Origin of the sequence: Corynebacterium sp. LaCa117 (assembly GCF_046717765.1) — a bacterium.
In the GTDB taxonomy this organism is placed as follows: domain Bacteria; phylum Actinomycetota; class Actinomycetes; order Mycobacteriales; family Mycobacteriaceae; genus Corynebacterium; species Corynebacterium kefirresidentii.
Map to the genome: position 1 here is coordinate 1899626 of NZ_CP177102.1, position 18487 is coordinate 1918112.

Consider the following 18487-nt stretch of genomic DNA (forward strand, 5'->3'; position numbering starts at 1 on the left):
ATTAATGCTGGACGGGTGCCTCCACCCCTACGCCGGTAAGCGAGCGGACTTCCATTTCTGCAGAAAGCTCCTCCAAGTCGTCTGGCTTGGTCATGATGGAGACCAACCAGCCGACGAAGAAGGACAGCGGAATGGATACCAAGCCCGGCGAGGAAAGCGGGAAGATAGCCCAGTCCGCGCCCGGGAACATGGAGGTCTCAGAACCGGAGACTGCTGGGGAGAAGAAGATGAGCACCAAGCAGGACACCACGCCGGTATACATGGAGGCCACCGCGCCTGCGGTATTGAAGCGACGCCAGTACAGGGAGTACAAGATAGTCGGCAGGTTGGCAGAAGCCGCAACCGCGAAAGCCAAGGAGACCAAAAACGCCACGTTCTGGGTCATGGCCAGAATGCCCAAGATGATAGCCACGATGCCAAGGACCACCACGGTGGCCTGGGAAACGCGAACTTGCTCGGCTTCTGTGGACTTACCATTGCGGATGACCGCATGGTAAATATCGTGCGCGATGGATGCCGAGGCGGTAATGGCCAGGCCAGCAACCACGGCAAGCACGGTGGCGAAGGCCACTGCGGAAATAACCGCCATGAAGATAGAGCCGCCAATCTCCAGCGCAAGCAGTGGTGCCGCGGCATTAGCCCCGCCCGGCGCGGCGAGGATGCGGTCCGGACCGACCAAGGCGGCGGCGCCGTATCCCAGGACCAAGGTCATCAGATAGAAGGCGCCGATGATGACAATCGCCCAGGTAACAGAACGGCGGGCTTCAGTAGCGGTAGGCACGGTGTAGAAGCGCATCAACACGTGCGGCAGGCCGCCCACACCAAGCACCAGCGAAATGCCCAAGGAGATGAAATCCAGCTTGGTGGCGGTGGTGGCGCCGTATTTCAGGCCAGGGGCCATGATGTCTTTAGCTTCATAGCCCTTCTCCTTAATCTGTTCAGAGGCGGCGTGCATATCAATGGCGTTGTTAAACAGCGCGCTAAATCCACCGCGCAGTGCAATGAATACCAAGAAGCACATGATGACTACGCCGGCTACTAGGAGCACAGCCTTGATCATCTGAACGTAGGTGGTGCCTTTCATGCCACCGACCAATACATAGACAATCATGAGCACACCAACGATGCCCACGACGACCGCCTGCCACTTAAAATCGTGGATATCCAGCAGCACGGCCACTAGAGAACCAGCGCCTGCCATCTGTGCGATGAGATAGAAGAGCGTGACAAAGAGGGTGGCGATGGACGCCGCTACGCGCACGGGCTTCTGCTTCAAACGGAAAGACAAGACATCCGCCATGGTGAAGCGGCCCACGTTACGCATGGGCTCAGCGACGAGCATGAGTGCTACCAGCCAGGCAACAAAGAAGCCGACTGAGTACAAAAAGCCGTCGTAGCCATTGAGCGCCACAGCACCAACGATGCCCAGGAACGATGCCGCGGAAAGGTAGTCACCAGAGATGGCTAGGCCGTTTTGTCGGCCGGAGAAGGTGCCGCCGCCGGTATAAAAGTCCGAGGCTTTCTTCGTGGTCTTTCCGGCGCGCAGCACCACCGCCATGGTGATGAAAAGGAAGATGCCGAAAATGGAGATATTCAAGATGGGATTGCCAGCGGAAGATTCGGCGGCGAGGGTGGTGGTAATCATTACATGCCCTCCAGCTCTTCACGGATGGCGGCCGACTTAGGCTCGATATTCTTATTGGCATACTTCACGTAGATCCACGTGATAATGAAGGTGGTGAGGAACTGGGCTAGGCCGAAAACCAGTCCGATATTCCAGCCGCCACCAAGCTCGATTGCCATAAAGCCAGGGGCAAACACGGCAGCTAGAACGTAGACCACGTACCACACAAAGAAGGCCACGGTCATGGGAAAAGTAAAACTCCGGTAGGTACGGCGCAGCTCGCCGAATTCGGCGGAGTCGCGCATCGCGATGAACTCGCTACCGGTGGGTTCGCGGCGCGAGACAGGAGTTGCAGCTACGTCACTCATAGAGCTTCGTCTCCTTGGGTGAGAGGAACTTAGGTCACACGAGATAATGTGTTATTAATCACTATCCATGTTTCCATGTAAGTTACCGAACATTTTCTGCAAGGTTGTGAACTCTGCCAAGAAAACACCTCACCTCTCCACCCTTTCAAGCTGATAGGTTCCGCCGAGCTGGATCAACGTCTTTAGCCAACTACCCCCATCGGTGGAAACAACCCCCCCCCTTTTGCGAAGATTGTTAACAGCCGCTTGACAAAAGAAAAGCCCCCGGTGAGGGGGCTTAAACTGCGGGTGAGACTATTCCTCGTCGCCAGGGAACTCGCGCGGGTCATTAAACATGCGACCAAAGCCCTCCTGGCCTTCCAGGGCATCGATGGCGGATACTTCCTCCGCCGTAAGCTCCAACTCGGTGGAAGCGAGGTTTTCCTTTAGCCGCTCGGTGCGCGCGGACTTCGGGATCACGGACATCCCCTTAGACATGAGATAAGCCAGCACAACCTGTCCCTCGGTGGCCTCATGGTCAGCGGCAGCTTGCTCAATCACTGGGTTATTGAGCACTACCCCGCGTGCCAACGGGGCCCATGCCTCGGTGACGATGTCATTATCGTGATGGAAAGCGCGCAAACCGGACTGCGTAAAGCCCGGGTGAATCTCCACCTGGTTAAGCACCGGAGAAATACCGGTGGTGGAAATCAAGTCCTTGAGCACGTCCTCGTAGAAGTTGGCCACGCCGATGGACGCAATCTGACCCATACCCTGCAGGCGGGCGATAGCCTCAAAGGTCTCGTTGTATAGGCCACCCTGCGGCCACGGCCAGTGGATGAGATACAGGTCAAGATAGTCCAGCTGCAGATCCTTCAGCGACTGCTGGAATGCCTCTTCTACCTTGTGCGCACCGTGGTGGGAATGCCAGACCTTGGAAGTAACAAAGAGCTCATCACGGGTGACATCGCCGGCATCCATTGCCTGCTTGAGGGCGGTGCCTACCGCCTCTTCATTCTTGTACAGCGTAGCGGTATCGAAGTGGCGGTAGCCCAAATCGATGGCCTCACGGATAACGCGGATGCATTCCTCGTCATAGAGCTTGTACGTACCTAGGCCCAGCTGGGGCATTTCGCGGTCATCATTAAAAGTTACGGTTGGCACAGTCATGCCCTCCATTGTGCCGCAGTTTTTAAAGCCGCGCCGAAAACGACGAAACCCCAGGGCGAACCTGGGGTTGAGCGCTTTTAGTCGGCGCGGATGAGGTCAATGATGAAGACCAAGGTGCGGCCGGATAGCGGGTGCGCACCGCCGGCAGGACCATAGGCCTTTTCCGGCGGAATGATGAGCTTGCGACGGCCGCCCACCTTCATTCCCGGAATGCCCTCCTGCCAGCCGGCAATGAGACCGGTCAGTGGGAACTCGATGGACTGGCCACGGTCCCACGAGGAATCGAATTCTTGGTTGGTCTCGTATTCAGCGCCGACGTAGTGGACCTCCACTACGGCACCAGGCTGTGCCTCAGCACCGTCGCCGACGACGATGTCTTCTACGACAAGGTCCGTCGGCGCTGGGCCAGACTGGGCTTCAATAACAGGCTTATCCATGGGGATTATTCTCCTTGGGAAATCTAGTTTGTTCGTGCGGTCGCATTAAAAACCGAACCGAGCTGCACCTATTATAGGTGCTACCACCCGATTCGGCTTAATTCGGCGAACCCGCGGGGCGCTTTAGCGCTCGTTACGTGGGGTAACCTTACGCAGGGACTCGCCGGTGTAGATCTGGCGCGGACGGTTGATCTTGGTGTTGATCTCCAGCTGCTCGCGGTACTGAGCAATCCAGCCCGGCAGGCGGCCGATAGCAAAGAGGACGGTGAAGAAGTCCGTCGGGAAGCCCATGGCGCGGTAGATCAGGCCGGTGTAGAAGTCCACGTTCGGGTAGAGCTTGCGGGAGACAAAGTAGTCATCGTTCAGCGCAATCTCTTCCAGCTTCATGGCCAGATCCAGCATCGGGTCGCCACCCAAGTGATCGATGATCTCGTGTGCGGTCTCCTTGACGATGGCAGCGCGTGGGTCGTAGTTCTTGTACACGCGGTGGCCGAAGCCCATGAGGCGAACGCCCTTTTCCTTATTCTTCACGCGGTTCATGAAGTCGGTAGCGTCACCATCGTGGTTGTTCTGGATATCTTCCAACATCTCCAGAACGGCTTGGTTTGCACCACCGTGCAGTGGGCCGGACAGAGCGTTAATGCCGCCAGCAATAGAGACGAACATGTTCGCCTGCGCGGAACCAATCATGCGCACGGTGGAAGTAGAGCAGTTCTGCTCGTGGTCAGCGTGCAGAATGAGCAGCTTATCCAGGGCCTTAGCTACGACCGGGTCAACCTCGTATTCCTCGGTTGGGTAGCCAAACATCATGCGCAAGAAGTTCTCGCGGGCGTTCAGGCTATTATCCGGGTACATATAAGGCTTACCCTGGGAAGCTCGGTAGGCATAGGCGGCCAGCATTGGCACCTTAGCCAGCAGGCGAACGGTTGCCTTATCCAGCTGCTCTGGGTCCAGCGGGTTGAGCTGGTCCTGGTAGTAAGCGGAGAGAATGTTAAGGGAGGAAGCTAGCACCGCCATCGGGTGTGCGTTGCGCGGGAAGATGTTGAACGCGGCCTTGAAATCCTCATCCAGCAGGGTGTGGTGGCGAATTTCCTTATTAAAGTGGCTGAGCTCTTCCTCGTTGGGCAGGTGACCCTTGATCAGGAGGTAAGAAACTTCGTTGAAGGAAGCATTTTCTGCAAGGTCTGCAATGTCGTAGCCACGGTGGCGCAGGATGCCCTCTTCACCATTAATGAAGGTGATCTTGGACTCGGTGGAACCGGTGGAGGTGTAACCAGGGTCGAAGGTAACAAGTCCGGTTTCATTACGGAGCTTGGAGATGTCAAAGCCGGAGTCACCCTCGGTGGACTGCTTGATGTCCATATCGTACTCGCCGCCTGGGTACTGGAGCACTACTTTGTTGTCTTCAGAAGCCACGGAAGTTCCTTTCTCTTTGTGAGAGTCATTATTAGGCACTAACTTAAAGAAGCTAGTTGGATAGCTCTTCACAGTTTAGCAAACTTTGTGACGCCGCCTACAAGTTTCGGTCGACTAAAATAACTGCCGTTCGACCGGAACTGTCCTACACTGACACTCATGAGCACTCCAGAACTTACGCTGCCCGCCCATCTCCTGCCTGCCGACGGCCGCTTTGGCTGCGGCCCCTCCAAGGTTCGCCCCGACCAGCTTGCGGCCATAGACCCCGAGGTTATGGGCACCTCCCACCGCAAGCCTGCGGTCAAAAACCTCGTGGGTTCGGTACGGGAAGGATTAAGCGCTCTCTTCTCGTTGCCAGAAGGCTACGAAATTGTCCTCTCTGTGGGCGGCGCCACCGCCTTCTGGGATGCAGCCACTTTCGGGCTCATTGAACGCCACTCCGCGCACCTTACCTTTGGCGAGTTTTCCACTAAGTTTGCAAAGTCTGCCGCGGGTGCCCCTTGGCTTGATGCCCCGTCCATCGTGGAGGCTCCCGCGGGCACCGCACCCGATCCACGCGAACTCTCTCCGGAGGCCGACGTCGTAGCTTGGGCGCATAATGAAACCTCCACCGGTGCGATGGCAGAGGTCACCCGCCCACACCCGCGCAACGACCAACAATTAGTGGTTGTAGACGCCACCTCTGGTGCAGGCGGCCTGCCCGTAAATATCGCCGACACGGACGTCTACTACTTCTCGCCGCAGAAATGCTTTGCCTCTGACGGCGGCCTGTGGCTAGCCGCCATGTCCCCCGCCGCCCTAGAGCGGATTGAAAGGATCAACGCCTCTGAGCGCTATATCCCTAACTTCCTCAACCTTCAAACAGCAGTGGATAACTCGCGCAAGAACCAGACTTATAACACCCCGGCGATTGCCACCCTGCTCATGCTGGATAACCAAATCCAGTGGATGAATGAGAACGGAGGCTTGGACGACATGGTAAAGCGCACCACGCAGTCCTCTACTAACCTGTACCGCTGGGCCGAATCCCGCCCAGAGGCCACTCCATTCGTCGCACATCCTGCTTCTCGTTCGCTCGTGGTGGGCACTATCGACTTTGCAGCCTCCGTCGATGCCGCAGCGCTCGCCGCCACCCTGCGCGCCAACGGCATCCTGGACGTGGAGCCGTACCGCAAGCTGGGCCGTAACCAACTGCGCATCGGCATGTTCCCGGCTATTGAGCCGGCCGATATCGCCAAACTGACCCAGTGCATCGATTACGTCTTGGATGCGAATTAACGCATCACCCCCAACATGCCCCGCCGCCTCGCAGGCCGCGGGGCTTTTTCGCGTTATAGTTGAATGCATCACAGATTTGTCCGCCGTCGATAGGCAAAAGGAGCGCCCTATTATGCGCGAGCTGTTCCCAGTTGACAGCGAGTCGACCGAAACCTCTTTGGTGCTGCGCACCGAAGACGGCGAAGAGTTTTTCCTCTCCATCACCGATGAGCTGCGCGAGGCCCTGCAGGGTGAGCAGCAGGAAACCCCGGAAGAAGAGCCGGCGGCTCCCGCCATCAGCCTTGCCAAGCCCGCCAAACCGGAACCGGTGGAAGAGGCAAAGATTCGCCCGGCGGAGATCCAAAACCGCATCCGCGCCGGTGCCTCCGCGGCGGAAGTGGCGGAAGAAATGGGCGTGCCTGAATCCCGCATTGAACCCTTCGCCTACCCGGTCATGCTGGAGCGCAACCGCATCGCGGAGATTGCCAAGCAGGCCCACCCGGTACGCGAGGACGGCCCCGCCAAGCTCACCCTGTGGGAGGTTCTTGCCACCGCCTTTGCCGCTCGCGGACACTCACTGTCCGAATCCACCTGGGACGCCTACCGCCACCAGGGCGAGGCCTGGATAGTGCGCGTGACATGGAAGACCGGACTGTCCGAGAACGAGGCCGAGTGGTACTTCAAGCAGTCCATGTCCTCGCCCGCCACGGTGGAGGCCCGCAACTCGGTGGCCGCAGACCTAACGGACCCGGACTTCGTACAGCCGGTACGCTCGCTGACCTCGTTGGGCAGTGGCCGCTACGACGAAGCTATCGACGGCGATCAGCCCAGCAACGTCACTGACCTCACTGCGCCAACCACCCCGCCGGAAGAGCCAGAGGAAGAGGAGTTCCTGCAGAACCCCTCCCCGGAAGAAAAGCCCGCCAAGCGCCGCCGCAAGGCCGTCACTCCGCATTGGGAGGACGTACTACTCGGCGTTCGCTCCAATACCAAGCGCCCTAGGGACTAATCGTGGACATCTCTCACGCAGTACTCACTCTCTGGTACATCTCTAAGCCCAACGCAGAAGAGGTGCTAAAGACCGAACCCAAGGCGGATCGCGGCTTTGGGCGAAAATTCCTCGCCCAATTAGACCCGACCTTCCCGGTCACCCCGATTGGGCAATTCCCGCTTAACCGCTCCGCGCAGACGGATCCCCATGAGTACTACATCGGCGGCTACCCCGGCATCACCGTGGTACAGACGGTGTGCGAAGGTGACTCCGTCCTCCTCTCTCAGCTGCCGGAAACCCTACTCAATGCGGTCCCCGCCCAGCGCGTCATTGCGCTGGCGAGTAATGAAAAGGAAGGCTATGCCGGCTTCGCCCTGTGGGAGGGCGGCCAGCTCAAGCGCTGCCTGTGCGCTACGCGCGAGCACCTTTATGAAGACACCGGCCTACCAGAGCCTTTCGAGGCGCCCTACTGGGCAGGAGAAAAGTACGAACCGATCGGTGGCATTTCCCTGCCCTTCGAGCCGCAGGGCATCATGGAGGCGGCCCAGGAGTACTGGCTCGGCATCGAGGTAGGACACGATGGCCCGGATCTGGACGTCGTGGGTTACGCGGTTGACGGCCGCCCAGAGCCGAAGATCGACCCGCCGAAGCCGAAGCGGACCGTGGGCGAGTTAGCTGCGCAGTCGGCCAATAAGCTGGGTCTGAACGATTATGATGATTACGAGGACCACAGCGCCGAGCCGGAATCCACTGGCGAGGAGATCATCTCCACTGCGAAGCATCTGGGTTCCCTCATCGGCAATTGGGGCGCTCAGACGTTTAGGTCGCTCAAGGAGCGCTGGCGTTCATAAAAGGAAATGGCGGCGGCCGTTGCCACATTGAGGGAATCCGTACCCGGGGCCATCGGTATGCGTGCGCGCACATCGGTGGCCTTCATTGCGTGTTCGGTAAGGCCAGGGCCTTCCGCACCGACGAGCATGGCCACCTTATCCAAGCCATGCATGGCCTCGGCCAAATGCACCGCTTGGGGGTTGGGGGTTAAGGAAATGAGGGTAAAGGAGGCGTCGGCAAGCGCCTGCAAGGAACGCTGCCACGTGGTGAACCCGCCTTCCAAATGGGCAAAGGGCAAGCGCAGCACGTGCCCCATGGATACGCGCACCGAGCGTCGATAGAGCGGATCTGCGGCCCCTGAGCCGAGCAGCACCGCGTCCACCCCCATGCCGGCGGCGTGGCGGAAGATTGCGCCAATATTCTCGTGATCGCCCACGCCCTCCAGCACTGCGATGGTTTTCGCGGTCTTCAAAATCTCTCCCAGATCCGGCTCTGGGGCGCGGTCCGCGGCGGCGACAAGCCCGCGGTGCATATCAAAGCCCGCTACCTCTGCGAGGGTCTCGCGGGAGACCTCGTAGATGGGGCACTCAGGCTCGCCATACTCGGAAACGTATGCTTCCAGCTTCTTAGGAAAGCCCACCAAGCAACGCATGGGGAACCGGGATTCGGCCAGCCGGGAGACCACCAGCGGGCCCTCTGCAATGACGAGACCCTCGCCGGATTTATCGGATTTGTTGAGGTTCCGAATATCGTCCAGGCGAGGGTCCGCAGGGTCAGTAATCAGCATGCCTTTAGGCTAGCCGATGGCATTGGATATCGGATCCATGCCAAAGAAAATCACGAAGAGGCCGGCCAAGAGCCACATGATCCAGTGCACTTCCTTGGCCTTACCGGCAAAGGTGGACATGAGCGCGAAGGAGATAAAGCCTACGCCAATACCGTTGGCAATGGAATAGGTAAAGGGCATGGTCACAATGGTCAGGAAGGCCGGAATGGCGATTTCCATCTTGGTCCAGCGGATCTCGGTCAGCTGCGCGGCCATCATCACGCCGACGATGACTAGCACCGGGGAGGCGGCCTCGATAGGCACGATTTCATAAAGCGGGGTCAAAAACATCGCGGCGAGGAACAGCAGGCCGGTCATCAGGTTGGCCAGACCGGTGCGGGCGCCATCGGCAATGCCGGCGGAGGAATCCGCGAAGACGGTATTGGAAGAAGCACAGCCTAGGCCACCGGCCACTGCGCCAAAGCCTTCTACGACGAGGGCCTTTTTCATATCGGGGAGGTTGCCGTCGGCGTCGACAAGCTTGCCTTGCTTGCCCAGGCCGGTCATGGTGCCCATCGCATCAAAGAAGTTGGTAAGCAACAGGGTGAAAATGAGCAAGACGGTGGAAACCACGCCGATTTTCGTGAATGCGCCTACCAGGTTCACATCGCCCACAATGGACAGGTCCGGAATCCCACCGAGCGCTTCTGGTTTGACGGGCGCGGCCATGCCCCAGTCCTCGGAGCCGGTAAATACCTGCACGATAAAAGCGATGATGGTGGTGAGCACGATGGCGATAAAAAGCCCACCCGGCACGTTCCGGATGACCATGAAGGAACAGATAATAAGGCCGATGACAAAGACCAGCGCCGGCCAAGTGGAAATCGATCCATTAATGCCCAAGCCCACCGGCACGGTGGTATGCGCAGCGTCCGGCACGCGGGTGACAAAACCACCGTCCACAAGGCCGATCATGGCGATGAACATGCCGATGCCTACGCCCATCGCCGCCTTCATGGACTGCGGGATGGCGTCGAAGACGGCGGTGCGGAAACCGGAAATGGCCAGCAGAACGATGATGATGCCCTCGATAACCACCAGGCCCATCGATTCTTGCCAGGTCAGCCCGCTGGTGGCGACCATGCTCACGCCCACGAAGGTGTTCATGCCCAGGCCGGCGGCCATGGCGAAGGGGTATTTGGCAATCGCGCCGAAGAGGATAGACATTACGCCCGCGACCAGCGCGGTGGCGGCGGCAACCTGCGGCACGCCCAGCGCGTAGCCATCTGCGTCCTCGGTGGTGCCGAGGATAAGTGGGTTCAAGAGAATAATATAGGCCATGGCGAAGAACGAGACCGTTCCCGCGCGTAGCTCGGTTCCAATGGAGGAACCACGTTCAGAGATATGGAAATAGCGATCGAGAGTGGCTTTCAACGCCTGCGCCTTTCACGTACAGCGAGTCTTACGCCATAAGTGTGCTGCCTTAATCCTCGAAATCAAAATCCTGGAAGATGGGTTTTTCATCATCGAAGGCAACTTCGGGGTTCTTTTCTTCCCGCACCCGTGTCTGGGAATGCGCGCCACAACCATAACGCGAGTGCACTACCCGGCCATCCGCAGAATACTCATTGGCACAGACGCCGTAGTTTTCCATCAGCTCTACATAAAACCCACAGGTGCGGCATTGCAGGCGCGCCTTGGCCGCCATATCCGTATTCGGGCCACGCTCGGTGCGCCAGCGCTTCTTGGCGTCTTCCATGCCGGACTTGGAAAGCTTGTCGCCGTCCAGGCGGGAATCATCTACGGCCGGTGGCATGAGGTCGCCCGGCCCAAGGTCGCCCGGCCGCACGCGATCCTCATAGGGCACCCATTCCGGCGGCTGCAGAGCTTCCCCGCCTGGCACCAGCGCCACTTCATTGACGGTGACGTAGCGCGATCCCTCCGCACAGGCGAGCACCGCCTGCCATTCCCAGCCGGGGTAGCCAGGCATCTCTGCTTCAAATCGGTGGGTAGCAACGTTTCGGCCCATCCCAGCGACGCCGATATGCTTGCCGACGCCCCCTTCCCCCACCTCATCCAGCGCCTCGCGCGCAATGCGCACGGCGCGGGAATCGATCAACGGATTTGCTTTTCGCTTACTCACGCCCCTCATTATTCATTATGGGGCGTACACGGTGGTACATATGGTGCATGTCGTTTCTTTCCCGCACTGCCTGCATTCTCCTGCCCTGCGCCCTCGTCGCCTGTTCCTCTACCCCTGCAGAACCCGAAGTTGAGCACCTCGCCGTCGAGGTCTTAGGCACCGCTTCCCTGCCGGCCAATTCCTTTACTCAAGGCCTTGAGACGGATCCGGACGGCAACCTGCTCCTTGGCACCGGCCAATGGGGCGAATCTCGTCTGGAGCGCTTCTCCCCCGAAACCGGCGAAACCTTGGCCAAAACGCGCCTGGATAACCGCTACTTTGGCGAAGGCATCACTCAGGCCGGAGATTCCATCTGGCAGCTAACCTGGAAGTCCGGCCAGGCCCTGAAATACGACCAGGACCTGCGCCAGATCGATACCGCCTCCTACACCGGTGAAGGGTGGGGTCTCTGTAATAACGGCGAGGATCTTCTCATGTCCGATGGCTCCGCTACCCTGCGGCATATGGATCCGGAAACTTTTGCCGAGCGCTCGACCACCGACGTCAGCTTGGAAGGAAAACCCCTCGAGGACATCAATGAGCTGGAGTGCGTGGGCGATTCCGTTTATGCCAATGTGTGGATGGATGACAATATCTACCGCATCGATCCTTCCACCGGCCGCGTGACCGCCGTCATTTCCACCGACGCCATAGATAAATCCCGCTATACCGACCCCGATGACGTCCTCAACGGCATCGCGCACATCAAAGACGATGAGTTCTGGCTTACCGGCAAGCGGTGGAAAGAACTCTTCCACGTTCGAGTAAGGTAAAGGCCCATGGCAACCCGTAAGGAAGCAAGGAAAAAGTCGCTGCTGCAGATCTTGGCCCTCATCGTGGTCGTGGCAGTCATCGTCGCGGCCGTAGTGATCTTCCAGAACTGGTGGAACCAGCGTCCAGGCCCAGATCCGCGCGACATCAAGGTGACCGCCACCGTGGGCGATAATTCCCTCGAGGTCAGCCCCTATATCGCGTGCGAGCCCGGCACCGATTGCCCAGAAGGCGAGGTCCCGAACCTCACCGTGGGAGAAGACGACACTCTCAAGTTGGATATCCCCGAAGAAATTTCTGATCATGAATGGAAGATTCTTTCCATCTACGATGACCCCGCCGCCAATGATGAAACCGCACACGGCGCGAACGAAACTTCTGAGGTATCAATCCCCGGCTCCGTAGAGCCCATCAAGGCCTCCACCGGCAAGCGCCCCCGCCTCAAGGTGGTAGAGATTTCCTCCATGATGATCGGCACCGATGACAACGGTGACGAAACCCCCTTGGCCACCGTGTGGTCGCTCACCACGATGACCGATAAAGAACGAGAAGCCTCCGCGGAGGAATCCACGAAGGCTTCTGACTAGCTATCCAAATCCTTCGCAATTGCGCGAAGGATTTCTGCTACCTGGCGGCCAGTCTTGCGCTCCGGGTAGCGGCCGGAATTGAGCACCGGCTGAATCTGTGACTCCAGCAAAGTCATTACATCAGAGACCATGCTGCCGAGTTCCTCGGGCTTGCGGGCCGGCGTGCGGCGACGCGGCTTATCCAATACCTTGACCCGCAGCGCCTGCGGACCACGGCGGCCAGCCGCGAAATCGAAATCGATGCGCTGGCCTGGGAACAGTTCCTCTACTCCCTTAGGCAACACGTTGCGGCCGACATAGACGTCTTCATCGCCCGGGTTGCTGACGAAACCGAAACCTTTCTCGGCGTCATACCACTTCACTTTGCCAATAGGCATAGGTACCCACCTCTTCTCTAGGGGAAAATCTTTATTTTAGCTGCCTGGTCAAAACAACAGAAGTCGCGCACGCTAACGCGACACACCTCCGATATGTGTCACAGATCACATGTTGCCACTCACCTGCACAAATGCCCTCGCACGCGCCACATTCGCCCCATTCCTTTCCCATTTAGTGCCCATAACGTGACACTTTCGTTATAAACCGCTACGCTGTCCCCATACATTTAAGAGCCGTTAAGAAAGTTGCCCTCGCCCGCCCTTTCTTTTTGGTACATATTCTTTGCACTTAATGCGGGCGCACAGAGAGGACTAACTACATGGGACGCCACTCCGCTAAGAACCGCATGGCCGCTAAGTTCACCGCCGGCACCGTCGCCTTCGGCGCCGCTGCTGCCATCATGGCACCAACCGCATCTGCTGCCCCGGATTCCGACTGGGACCGCTTGGCACAGTGCGAGGCTGGCGGCAACTGGCACATCAACACCGGCAACGGCTTCTACGGCGGACTGCAGTTCAACCCGCAGACCTGGCAGGCTAATGGCGGCGGCGAGTTCGCAGCTACCGCTGACCAGGCTTCCCGCGAGCAGCAGATCGTTGTTGCTGAGCGCGTACTTGCTTCCCAGGGCTGGGGCGCATGGCCGGCTTGCTCCGCTTCCCTTGGCCTGAACTCCGCTCCTACCCAGCGCACCGCTCCGTCCGCTGCACCTAAGGCTCCGGCCCAGGCACCGGCTCCGGTTAAGCAGGCTGCTGCCCAGAAGTCCGACGAACTGGCCGTTGATGCTCTGTACAACACCATCAAAAACGCCGCTAACTCCTACGGCCTGGCTCTGCCTCCGCAGTTCACCGAGCTGTACAAGGCTAACCGCCACGACTTCAACAACTTCTACTCTGCCAACCGCAACGTCATCGACCCGATTGCGCAGATGATTGAGAACATCACCCGCTAAGACACAGCGAAGAAAGGCCCCTTGCTCATGCAAGGGGCCTTTTCTGCGTGAGAGAGAAATTCCCCGCACCGAGGCGGGGGAATGCTTTAGCGGTTGATGCGAGTATAAGGGTGAACGTAGTTCAGCTTCTCTGCCGGCATCGGCAAAATCAGATCATCGCCGTAGGGGCTGGAGGCACCAGCAAAAGGCGCAGAGATTTCGGTGATTGCGTGCTCGCGATTTTCGTTCTTCGGCCAAGCCGGGGAAACGTGACCCTTCTTCTCATTCGACATAGTCCCCATTATTTCAAACCTTGCGCAAAAACGTAACTCAATCGATAGCTAAACTGGGAAGTCATCATGACTCAGTCTTCCCATCTTCCGCATTTCCGCACGTGGCTTGCCTCCCTTGACGAAGAAGAGCTGGCAACAGTCCTCCGCAACCGACCGGATGTGCTCAATCCACTACCCCCAAGTATCGCCGCGCTTGCCACCCGGTTACTGCTGCGCACCTCTATCGCGCGAGCCCTTATGGACTGCTCTGCGGAGCTGCTCGCGGAAATCGAGGACATCGCGCGCCGTGGTGGAGAGCTCGAGGAGGTAGAAAACCTGCATCCAGAGATCACCCGCCAGCTCAAGGAGCGCGGACTAGCATACGGCAACGTCCTTATTCCGCCTGAGGTCATGCCTGCCCTACCTACGGACTGGTCCCTCCTCGAACAAATCCGAGTAAGCCCGGAATACATCGCCGAGCTGCCAGCTGAAGAGCGCAAGGTCCTCGAGACCCTGTCCCGGTCCAATGGCCTCGGCACCACGCGGGACGCAGCCGTTGATGCGGATCCGACCCGGCCGATCCCGCGGCTCATCGCCAAGCAGCTGCTCCACCGCGTTGACTCAACCACCGTCCGCCTGCCACGCGCCGTGCACCTTGCGCTGAACGGCAAAGCCACCGCGCCTATCCCAGTGGAGGGAATCACCGAATCCCCCGCTCCTGATTCCAAGGCCGATGATGCTGGCACCGCAGCAGGCCTATCCACGGTGCGCGGCATGCAGCGTGTCATTGACTCCCTAGGCGCTCGGCCGATAGAACTCCTCAAAGACAAGACCGTCGGCGTTCGCCAGCTCACCGGATTAAGCAAGACCCTTAACATTGGCGAGGAGGAGTTGCGCCGCCTCATCGAACTCGGCATGAGTGCCCGCCTACTAAGCCGCGGCGAGCCGAAAAACATGGAGGGCAATTTCCTCGCCCCAACGGAGCTCGCCCAAACCTGGCTCGACGCCAGCCTCGCCGAAAAATGGCAGCTCCTGCTCGAGTCATGGACAACCTCCACATGGACCAACGAAGGCCGCACGCTGGCGCACACCAATGACCGCCTGCCGAGCTTTAGGGAAAAGGTCCTGCAGGTCTATCTGCGCGGAGCGAAACCCACCTTCGAAGAAGCCCTCCGCTTCCACTTCCCACTCTTTGCCACGCATACCGCGGACGAGACTATCGCCGAGCTCCGCGCGGAAGCCGAGTGGATCGGCGCAATCGCCCTCGATCGCCCCACCAGCGTGCTTATCGAGGGCCCCGAGGCCGCCGCCCGCCTGACCCCAGATACGGTTGACTATTTCCTAATTCAGGCAGATATGACCGTATTGGTTCCTGGCCCGCTCGATCCAGAGACCCACCAACGGCTCGAATCCGTCGCGGACCTTGAATCCCCCGGCTTGGCCAGCGTTTACCGCATCTCGGACGCTTCCCTGCGCCGCGGCCTTGATCGCGGAATGACTGGGGAGGAAATCCACGCCTTCTTCGCGGCCCATGGAGAGGTGCCGCAGACGCTGGAGTTCCATATCGGGGACGTCGCCGAGCGCCATGGCACCCTGCGCTCCGGCCCTGCACTGTCCTACCTGCGCAGCGAGGACCCAGCCCTCCTGCAGATTGCGCTCAAGGCCGCGCCTTTGCGACTGCTCGCGCCCACCGTCGCGGTGTCCCAATTGCCGGTACACGACCTGCTGGAGCGGCTGCGCGATCACGGTCTTTCTCCCGCGGCCGAGGACCACAACGGCGCGAGCCTCACCGTCGCACCCGAACCTGCAACGCTACCGACCCCCACCGCCCGTCGAGCCACCGCTTCCCCGGACATTGCGAAGGCTATGCGCAATCTGCGCGATGACTCCGCGCCTGCCACTCCCAACCTCGATATAGTCCACGCCGCCGCACGCACTGCCCGGCCGATCACCATTGGTTATGCGGATAAGAACGGCAACGAAAAGCACCGCACCGTTACCCCGCTGACGGTCGCGGGTGGGCAAATCGACGCCCGCGCGGCCGATGGCTCCACTATCCGATTTCCCTTGCACCGGATCACCTCCGTTACGCTGGAGCCATGAATGGACCATTAATTGTGCAGTCGGATAAGACCGTCCTGCTCGAGGTGGATCACGCCCAGGCCGCAGAGGCCCGCGCCGCGATCGCTCCCTTTGCGGAGTTGGAGCGCGCCCCCGAGCACGTGCACACCTACCGCATCACGCCGCTCGCGCTGTGGAATGCCCGCGCGGCCGGACACGACGCCGAGCAGGTCGTCGACGTCCTCGAAAACTACTCGCGCTTTCCGGTCCCCCAAGCCCTGCTTATCGACGTCGCCGAAACCATGTCCCGCTACGGCCGCGTCCGCCTCCAGGCCCACCCAGCCCACGGCCTCATTCTCGAGTCCGAAGAGCCACCTATCCTGGAAGAACTCTCCCGCGGCGCAACCGGAAAGCTCCTTGGCTCTCGCATCGACGAGCATTCCATCGCCGTCCCGCCCTCCGAGCGCGGCCGACTCAAGCAAGCCCTCCTCAAGGCAGGCTGGCCGGCAGAGGATCTCGCCGGCTACGTCGATGGCGAGTCCCACCCTATCGCCCTCAATCATGATGGATGGCAACTGCGCGATTATCAGCAGTACGCCACCGAGGCCTTTTGGTCCGGCGGCTCTGGCGTCGTGGTGCTGCCGTGCGGTGCTGGCAAAACCATCGTCGGTGCGGCAGCCATGGCCAAGGCGGAATCCACCACGCTCATCTTGGTCACTAATACCGTCGCCGGCCGCCAATGGCGCGACGAGCTCCTGCGCCGCACCACGCTGACGGAAAATGAAATCGGCGAATACTCCGGCGAGAAGAAGGAAATCAAGCCCATCACCATTGCCACCTACCAGGTGGTCACGCGTAAAACCAAAGGCGAATACCGCGCCCTCGAGCTCTTCGATTCCCGTGATTGGGGTCTCATCATCTACGACGAGGTCCACCTCCTGCCCGCGCCGGTGTTCCGTATGACTTCGGATCTTCAGTCGCGGCGTCGGCTAGGGCTCACCGCCACCCTCGTGCGCGAGGACGGCCGCGAGGGTGATGTCTTTTCCCTCATCGGGCCCAAGCGCTATGATGCCCCGTGGAAAGAGCTCGAGATGGCCGGCTATATCGCCACCGCCGAGTGCATCGAAGTCCGCGTAGACATGGACGACGAGGAGCGCATGCTCTATGCCACCGCCCAACCTCGCGACCGCTACCGTATCGCTGCCCAGGCTGCCGCCAAGCTGCGAGCGGTGGACAAGATTCTCGACCGCCACCCACAGCAGGCGCTTATCATCGGCGGCTACGTCGACCAGCTCAAAGAACTCGGCGCGCATCTTGACGCCCCCGTAATCGATGGCTCCACCTCCACTGCTAAGCGCGAACGCCTCTTCCAGCAATTCCGGGATGGCAGCCTTCCCGTTCTGGTGGTGTCCAAGGTCGCCAATTTCTCCATCGATCTCCCCGAAGCCGCCCTAGCCATCCAGGTCTCCGGCACCTTCGGTTCCCGCCAGGAAGAGGCTCAGCGCCTTGGCCGGCTACTCCGCCCCAAGGAAGAAGAGGCGCTCTTTTATTCGCTGGTCACCCGCGATAGCCTCGATGCCGACTACGCCGTGCACCGCCAGCGTTTCCTCGCCGAGCAGGGATATGCCTACCGGCTTATCGACGCACTAGACTTAGAACAATGAAAATCTTCAAGTTCGACGTAGACGAGTCCTTTGCCAAGGCCAATAACGAGCTCTTGCGCGATTCCAACCGCCTTCGCCTCTCCGGCCTCGTGCTGGGCATCCTGCTCATCATCGGCGGCGCGGCGATCTGGTGGGGATTTTCCTGGGGCATTACTATCGGCCTGGGCATGATTCTATTCGGAATCATGGTGGCCATCGTCGGCTTTGCCGCCGCCCGTAAGGTTGGCACCGCCCAGCAACTCTATGACTCCTATCCCCTTGCTCCGGCCGTCATCGCCGAAGTAAATGAGCGCGATATGGTCTTGCTCGCATTGGTTAATACAAACGTGGATCCCTCCTTGCCTCCCCGCTGGGCTGCATGCCTGCGCACCGTGACCGCCATCCCCGGCACCCAACGGACCGTAGGCACCAAGGTTCCCGTTGCGGCTGTCTCCGGCCGCGCAGACAACAACCATTGGCAGCAAATTACTCCCATGCCAATCGCCTGGGGCACTCCCGACGCCGAGACCGTCACCATTGCCCGGAAATCCATCCCCCAAGAAGAATGGCAGCGCCTCGAGCGCGCCCGCAAGCGCCTTTCCGACGTGAAGGCTACCAAGTTCGACCTGCTGGTTCTCTAGAGCTGCATAAGCTACGTCGGATACAGGTCCGTTCACAGACCCAACTGAAACTTCCACGCCAGGCAAGGAATTGGTCGTCATCTTGCCTCGTCCTGTGAGCACACGAGGCAAGATTAACGCCTCGGTAGCCCTCAACGAGAAACCGAGTTACGCGCTAAATATGCAACCCGCGCAATCACAATTAA

The 18487-nt window shown here is 59.6% G+C and carries 19 protein-coding genes; 9 read left to right on the plus strand and 10 right to left on the minus strand.

The genetic code is table 11. The features are described 5' to 3' along the window. Window position 1: 1 nt before the first annotated feature. From ACLI1L_RS09285 to ACLI1L_RS09305, 5 genes are all read right to left on the minus strand, one after another. Window positions 2–1645, minus strand: coding sequence for a cation acetate symporter (locus ACLI1L_RS09285; RefSeq protein ID WP_200287974.1), 1644 nt, complete (start codon window positions 1643–1645; stop codon window positions 2–4). Continuing rightward, window positions 1645–1992, minus strand: coding sequence for a DUF485 domain-containing protein (locus ACLI1L_RS09290; protein ID WP_023022008.1), 348 nt, complete (start codon window positions 1990–1992; stop codon window positions 1645–1647). The genes ACLI1L_RS09285 and ACLI1L_RS09290 overlap by 1 nt, the downstream gene beginning before the upstream one ends. 294 nt (window positions 1993–2286) lie before the next feature. After that, complete coding sequence (locus ACLI1L_RS09295) at window positions 2287–3150, minus strand: aldo/keto reductase (RefSeq protein WP_200287976.1); 864 nt, start codon at window positions 3148–3150, stop codon at window positions 2287–2289. Window positions 3151–3218: 68 nt separating this feature from the next. Further along, the gene (locus ACLI1L_RS09300) at window positions 3219–3578 is read right to left on the minus strand and encodes an FKBP-type peptidyl-prolyl cis-trans isomerase (RefSeq protein ID WP_005323855.1); all 360 of its coding nucleotides are present in this window, start codon (window positions 3576–3578) and stop codon (window positions 3219–3221) included. A 123-nt stretch (window positions 3579–3701) separates the two neighbouring features. Beyond that, on the minus strand, window positions 3702–4994 hold the full coding sequence (locus ACLI1L_RS09305; protein WP_408928172.1) for a citrate synthase: 1293 nt from the start codon (window positions 4992–4994) through the stop codon (window positions 3702–3704). Between the two features lie 159 nt (window positions 4995–5153). Between ACLI1L_RS09305 and serC the strand changes: the two genes are divergently transcribed. The 3 genes from serC to ACLI1L_RS09320 all read left to right on the plus strand — a co-directional run bounded on the left by serC (window position 5154) and on the right by ACLI1L_RS09320 (window position 8093). Continuing rightward, on the plus strand, window positions 5154–6272 hold the full coding sequence (gene serC / locus ACLI1L_RS09310; RefSeq protein ID WP_411707422.1) for a phosphoserine transaminase: 1119 nt from the start codon (window positions 5154–5156) through the stop codon (window positions 6270–6272). Between the two features lie 112 nt (window positions 6273–6384). After that, on the plus strand, window positions 6385–7260 hold the full coding sequence (gene sepH / locus ACLI1L_RS09315) for a septation protein SepH (protein ID WP_411707423.1): 876 nt from the start codon (window positions 6385–6387) through the stop codon (window positions 7258–7260). A gap of 2 nt (window positions 7261–7262) precedes the next feature. Next, window positions 7263–8093, plus strand: coding sequence for a DUF6928 family protein (locus tag ACLI1L_RS09320; protein ID WP_023022013.1), 831 nt, complete (start codon window positions 7263–7265; stop codon window positions 8091–8093). On the opposite strand, the gene ACLI1L_RS09325 is transcribed toward ACLI1L_RS09320, so the two are convergent. From ACLI1L_RS09325 to ACLI1L_RS09335, 3 genes are read right to left on the minus strand one after another with little or no spacing between them, the layout of a single operon-like run. Continuing rightward, window positions 8054–8860 carry a TrmH family RNA methyltransferase gene (locus ACLI1L_RS09325; RefSeq protein ID WP_200287979.1) on the minus strand — a complete coding sequence of 269 codons (807 nt, stop codon included), beginning with the start codon at window positions 8858–8860 and terminating at the stop codon, window positions 8054–8056. The genes ACLI1L_RS09320 and ACLI1L_RS09325 overlap by 40 nt on opposite strands. Window positions 8861–8869: 9 nt before the next feature. Continuing rightward, window positions 8870–10273, minus strand: a complete 1404-nt coding sequence (locus tag ACLI1L_RS09330) for an NCS2 family permease (protein ID WP_200287981.1) — start codon at window positions 10271–10273, stop codon at window positions 8870–8872. 49 nt (window positions 10274–10322) lie between these two features. Then, window positions 10323–10991, minus strand: coding sequence for a DUF3027 domain-containing protein (locus ACLI1L_RS09335; RefSeq protein WP_200287983.1), 669 nt, complete (start codon window positions 10989–10991; stop codon window positions 10323–10325). A 38-nt stretch (window positions 10992–11029) separates the two neighbouring features. Here ACLI1L_RS09335 and ACLI1L_RS09340 point away from each other — a divergent pair, with 38 nt between their 5' ends. Both ACLI1L_RS09340 and ACLI1L_RS09345 read left to right on the plus strand, forming a co-directional pair. Next, window positions 11030–11794: a glutaminyl-peptide cyclotransferase gene (locus ACLI1L_RS09340; RefSeq protein ID WP_200287985.1), complete on the plus strand. Its 765-nt coding sequence runs from the start codon at window positions 11030–11032 to the stop codon at window positions 11792–11794. Between the two features lie 6 nt (window positions 11795–11800). After that, the gene (locus ACLI1L_RS09345) at window positions 11801–12379 is read left to right on the plus strand and encodes a DUF2771 domain-containing protein (protein ID WP_200287987.1); all 579 of its coding nucleotides are present in this window, start codon (window positions 11801–11803) and stop codon (window positions 12377–12379) included. Here ACLI1L_RS09345 and ACLI1L_RS09350 read toward each other — a convergent pair. Then, entirely contained in the window at window positions 12376–12756 is a 381-nt protein-coding gene (locus ACLI1L_RS09350) for a cold-shock protein (protein WP_005323875.1), read from the minus strand. The two genes, ACLI1L_RS09345 and ACLI1L_RS09350, sit on opposite strands and share 4 nt — an antisense overlap. 320 nt (window positions 12757–13076) lie before the next feature. Here ACLI1L_RS09350 and ACLI1L_RS09355 point away from each other — a divergent pair, with 320 nt between their 5' ends. Beyond that, complete coding sequence (locus ACLI1L_RS09355) at window positions 13077–13706, plus strand: resuscitation-promoting factor Rpf1 domain-containing protein (RefSeq protein ID WP_049360602.1); 630 nt, start codon at window positions 13077–13079, stop codon at window positions 13704–13706. An 86-nt stretch (window positions 13707–13792) separates the two neighbouring features. On the opposite strand, the gene ACLI1L_RS09360 is transcribed toward ACLI1L_RS09355, so the two are convergent. Beyond that, the gene (locus ACLI1L_RS09360; protein ID WP_023022020.1) at window positions 13793–13978 is read right to left on the minus strand and encodes a hypothetical protein; all 186 of its coding nucleotides are present in this window, start codon (window positions 13976–13978) and stop codon (window positions 13793–13795) included. A gap of 66 nt (window positions 13979–14044) precedes the next feature. On the opposite strand from ACLI1L_RS09360, the gene ACLI1L_RS09365 reads away from it, so the two are divergent. From ACLI1L_RS09365 to ACLI1L_RS09375, 3 genes are read left to right on the plus strand one after another with little or no spacing between them, the layout of a single operon-like run. After that, on the plus strand, window positions 14045–16060 hold the full coding sequence (locus ACLI1L_RS09365) for a helicase-associated domain-containing protein (protein ID WP_411707424.1): 2016 nt from the start codon (window positions 14045–14047) through the stop codon (window positions 16058–16060). Further along, a complete protein-coding gene (locus tag ACLI1L_RS09370) occupies window positions 16057–17682 on the plus strand; it encodes a DNA repair helicase XPB (protein ID WP_411707425.1) in 1626 nt (541 codons plus the stop codon). The genes ACLI1L_RS09365 and ACLI1L_RS09370 overlap by 4 nt, the downstream gene beginning before the upstream one ends. After that, window positions 17679–18302, plus strand: coding sequence for a DUF3239 domain-containing protein (locus ACLI1L_RS09375; RefSeq protein ID WP_049360595.1), 624 nt, complete (start codon window positions 17679–17681; stop codon window positions 18300–18302). Before ACLI1L_RS09370 ends, ACLI1L_RS09375 begins: the two co-directional genes overlap by 4 nt. Window positions 18303–18487 lie beyond the last annotated feature (185 nt).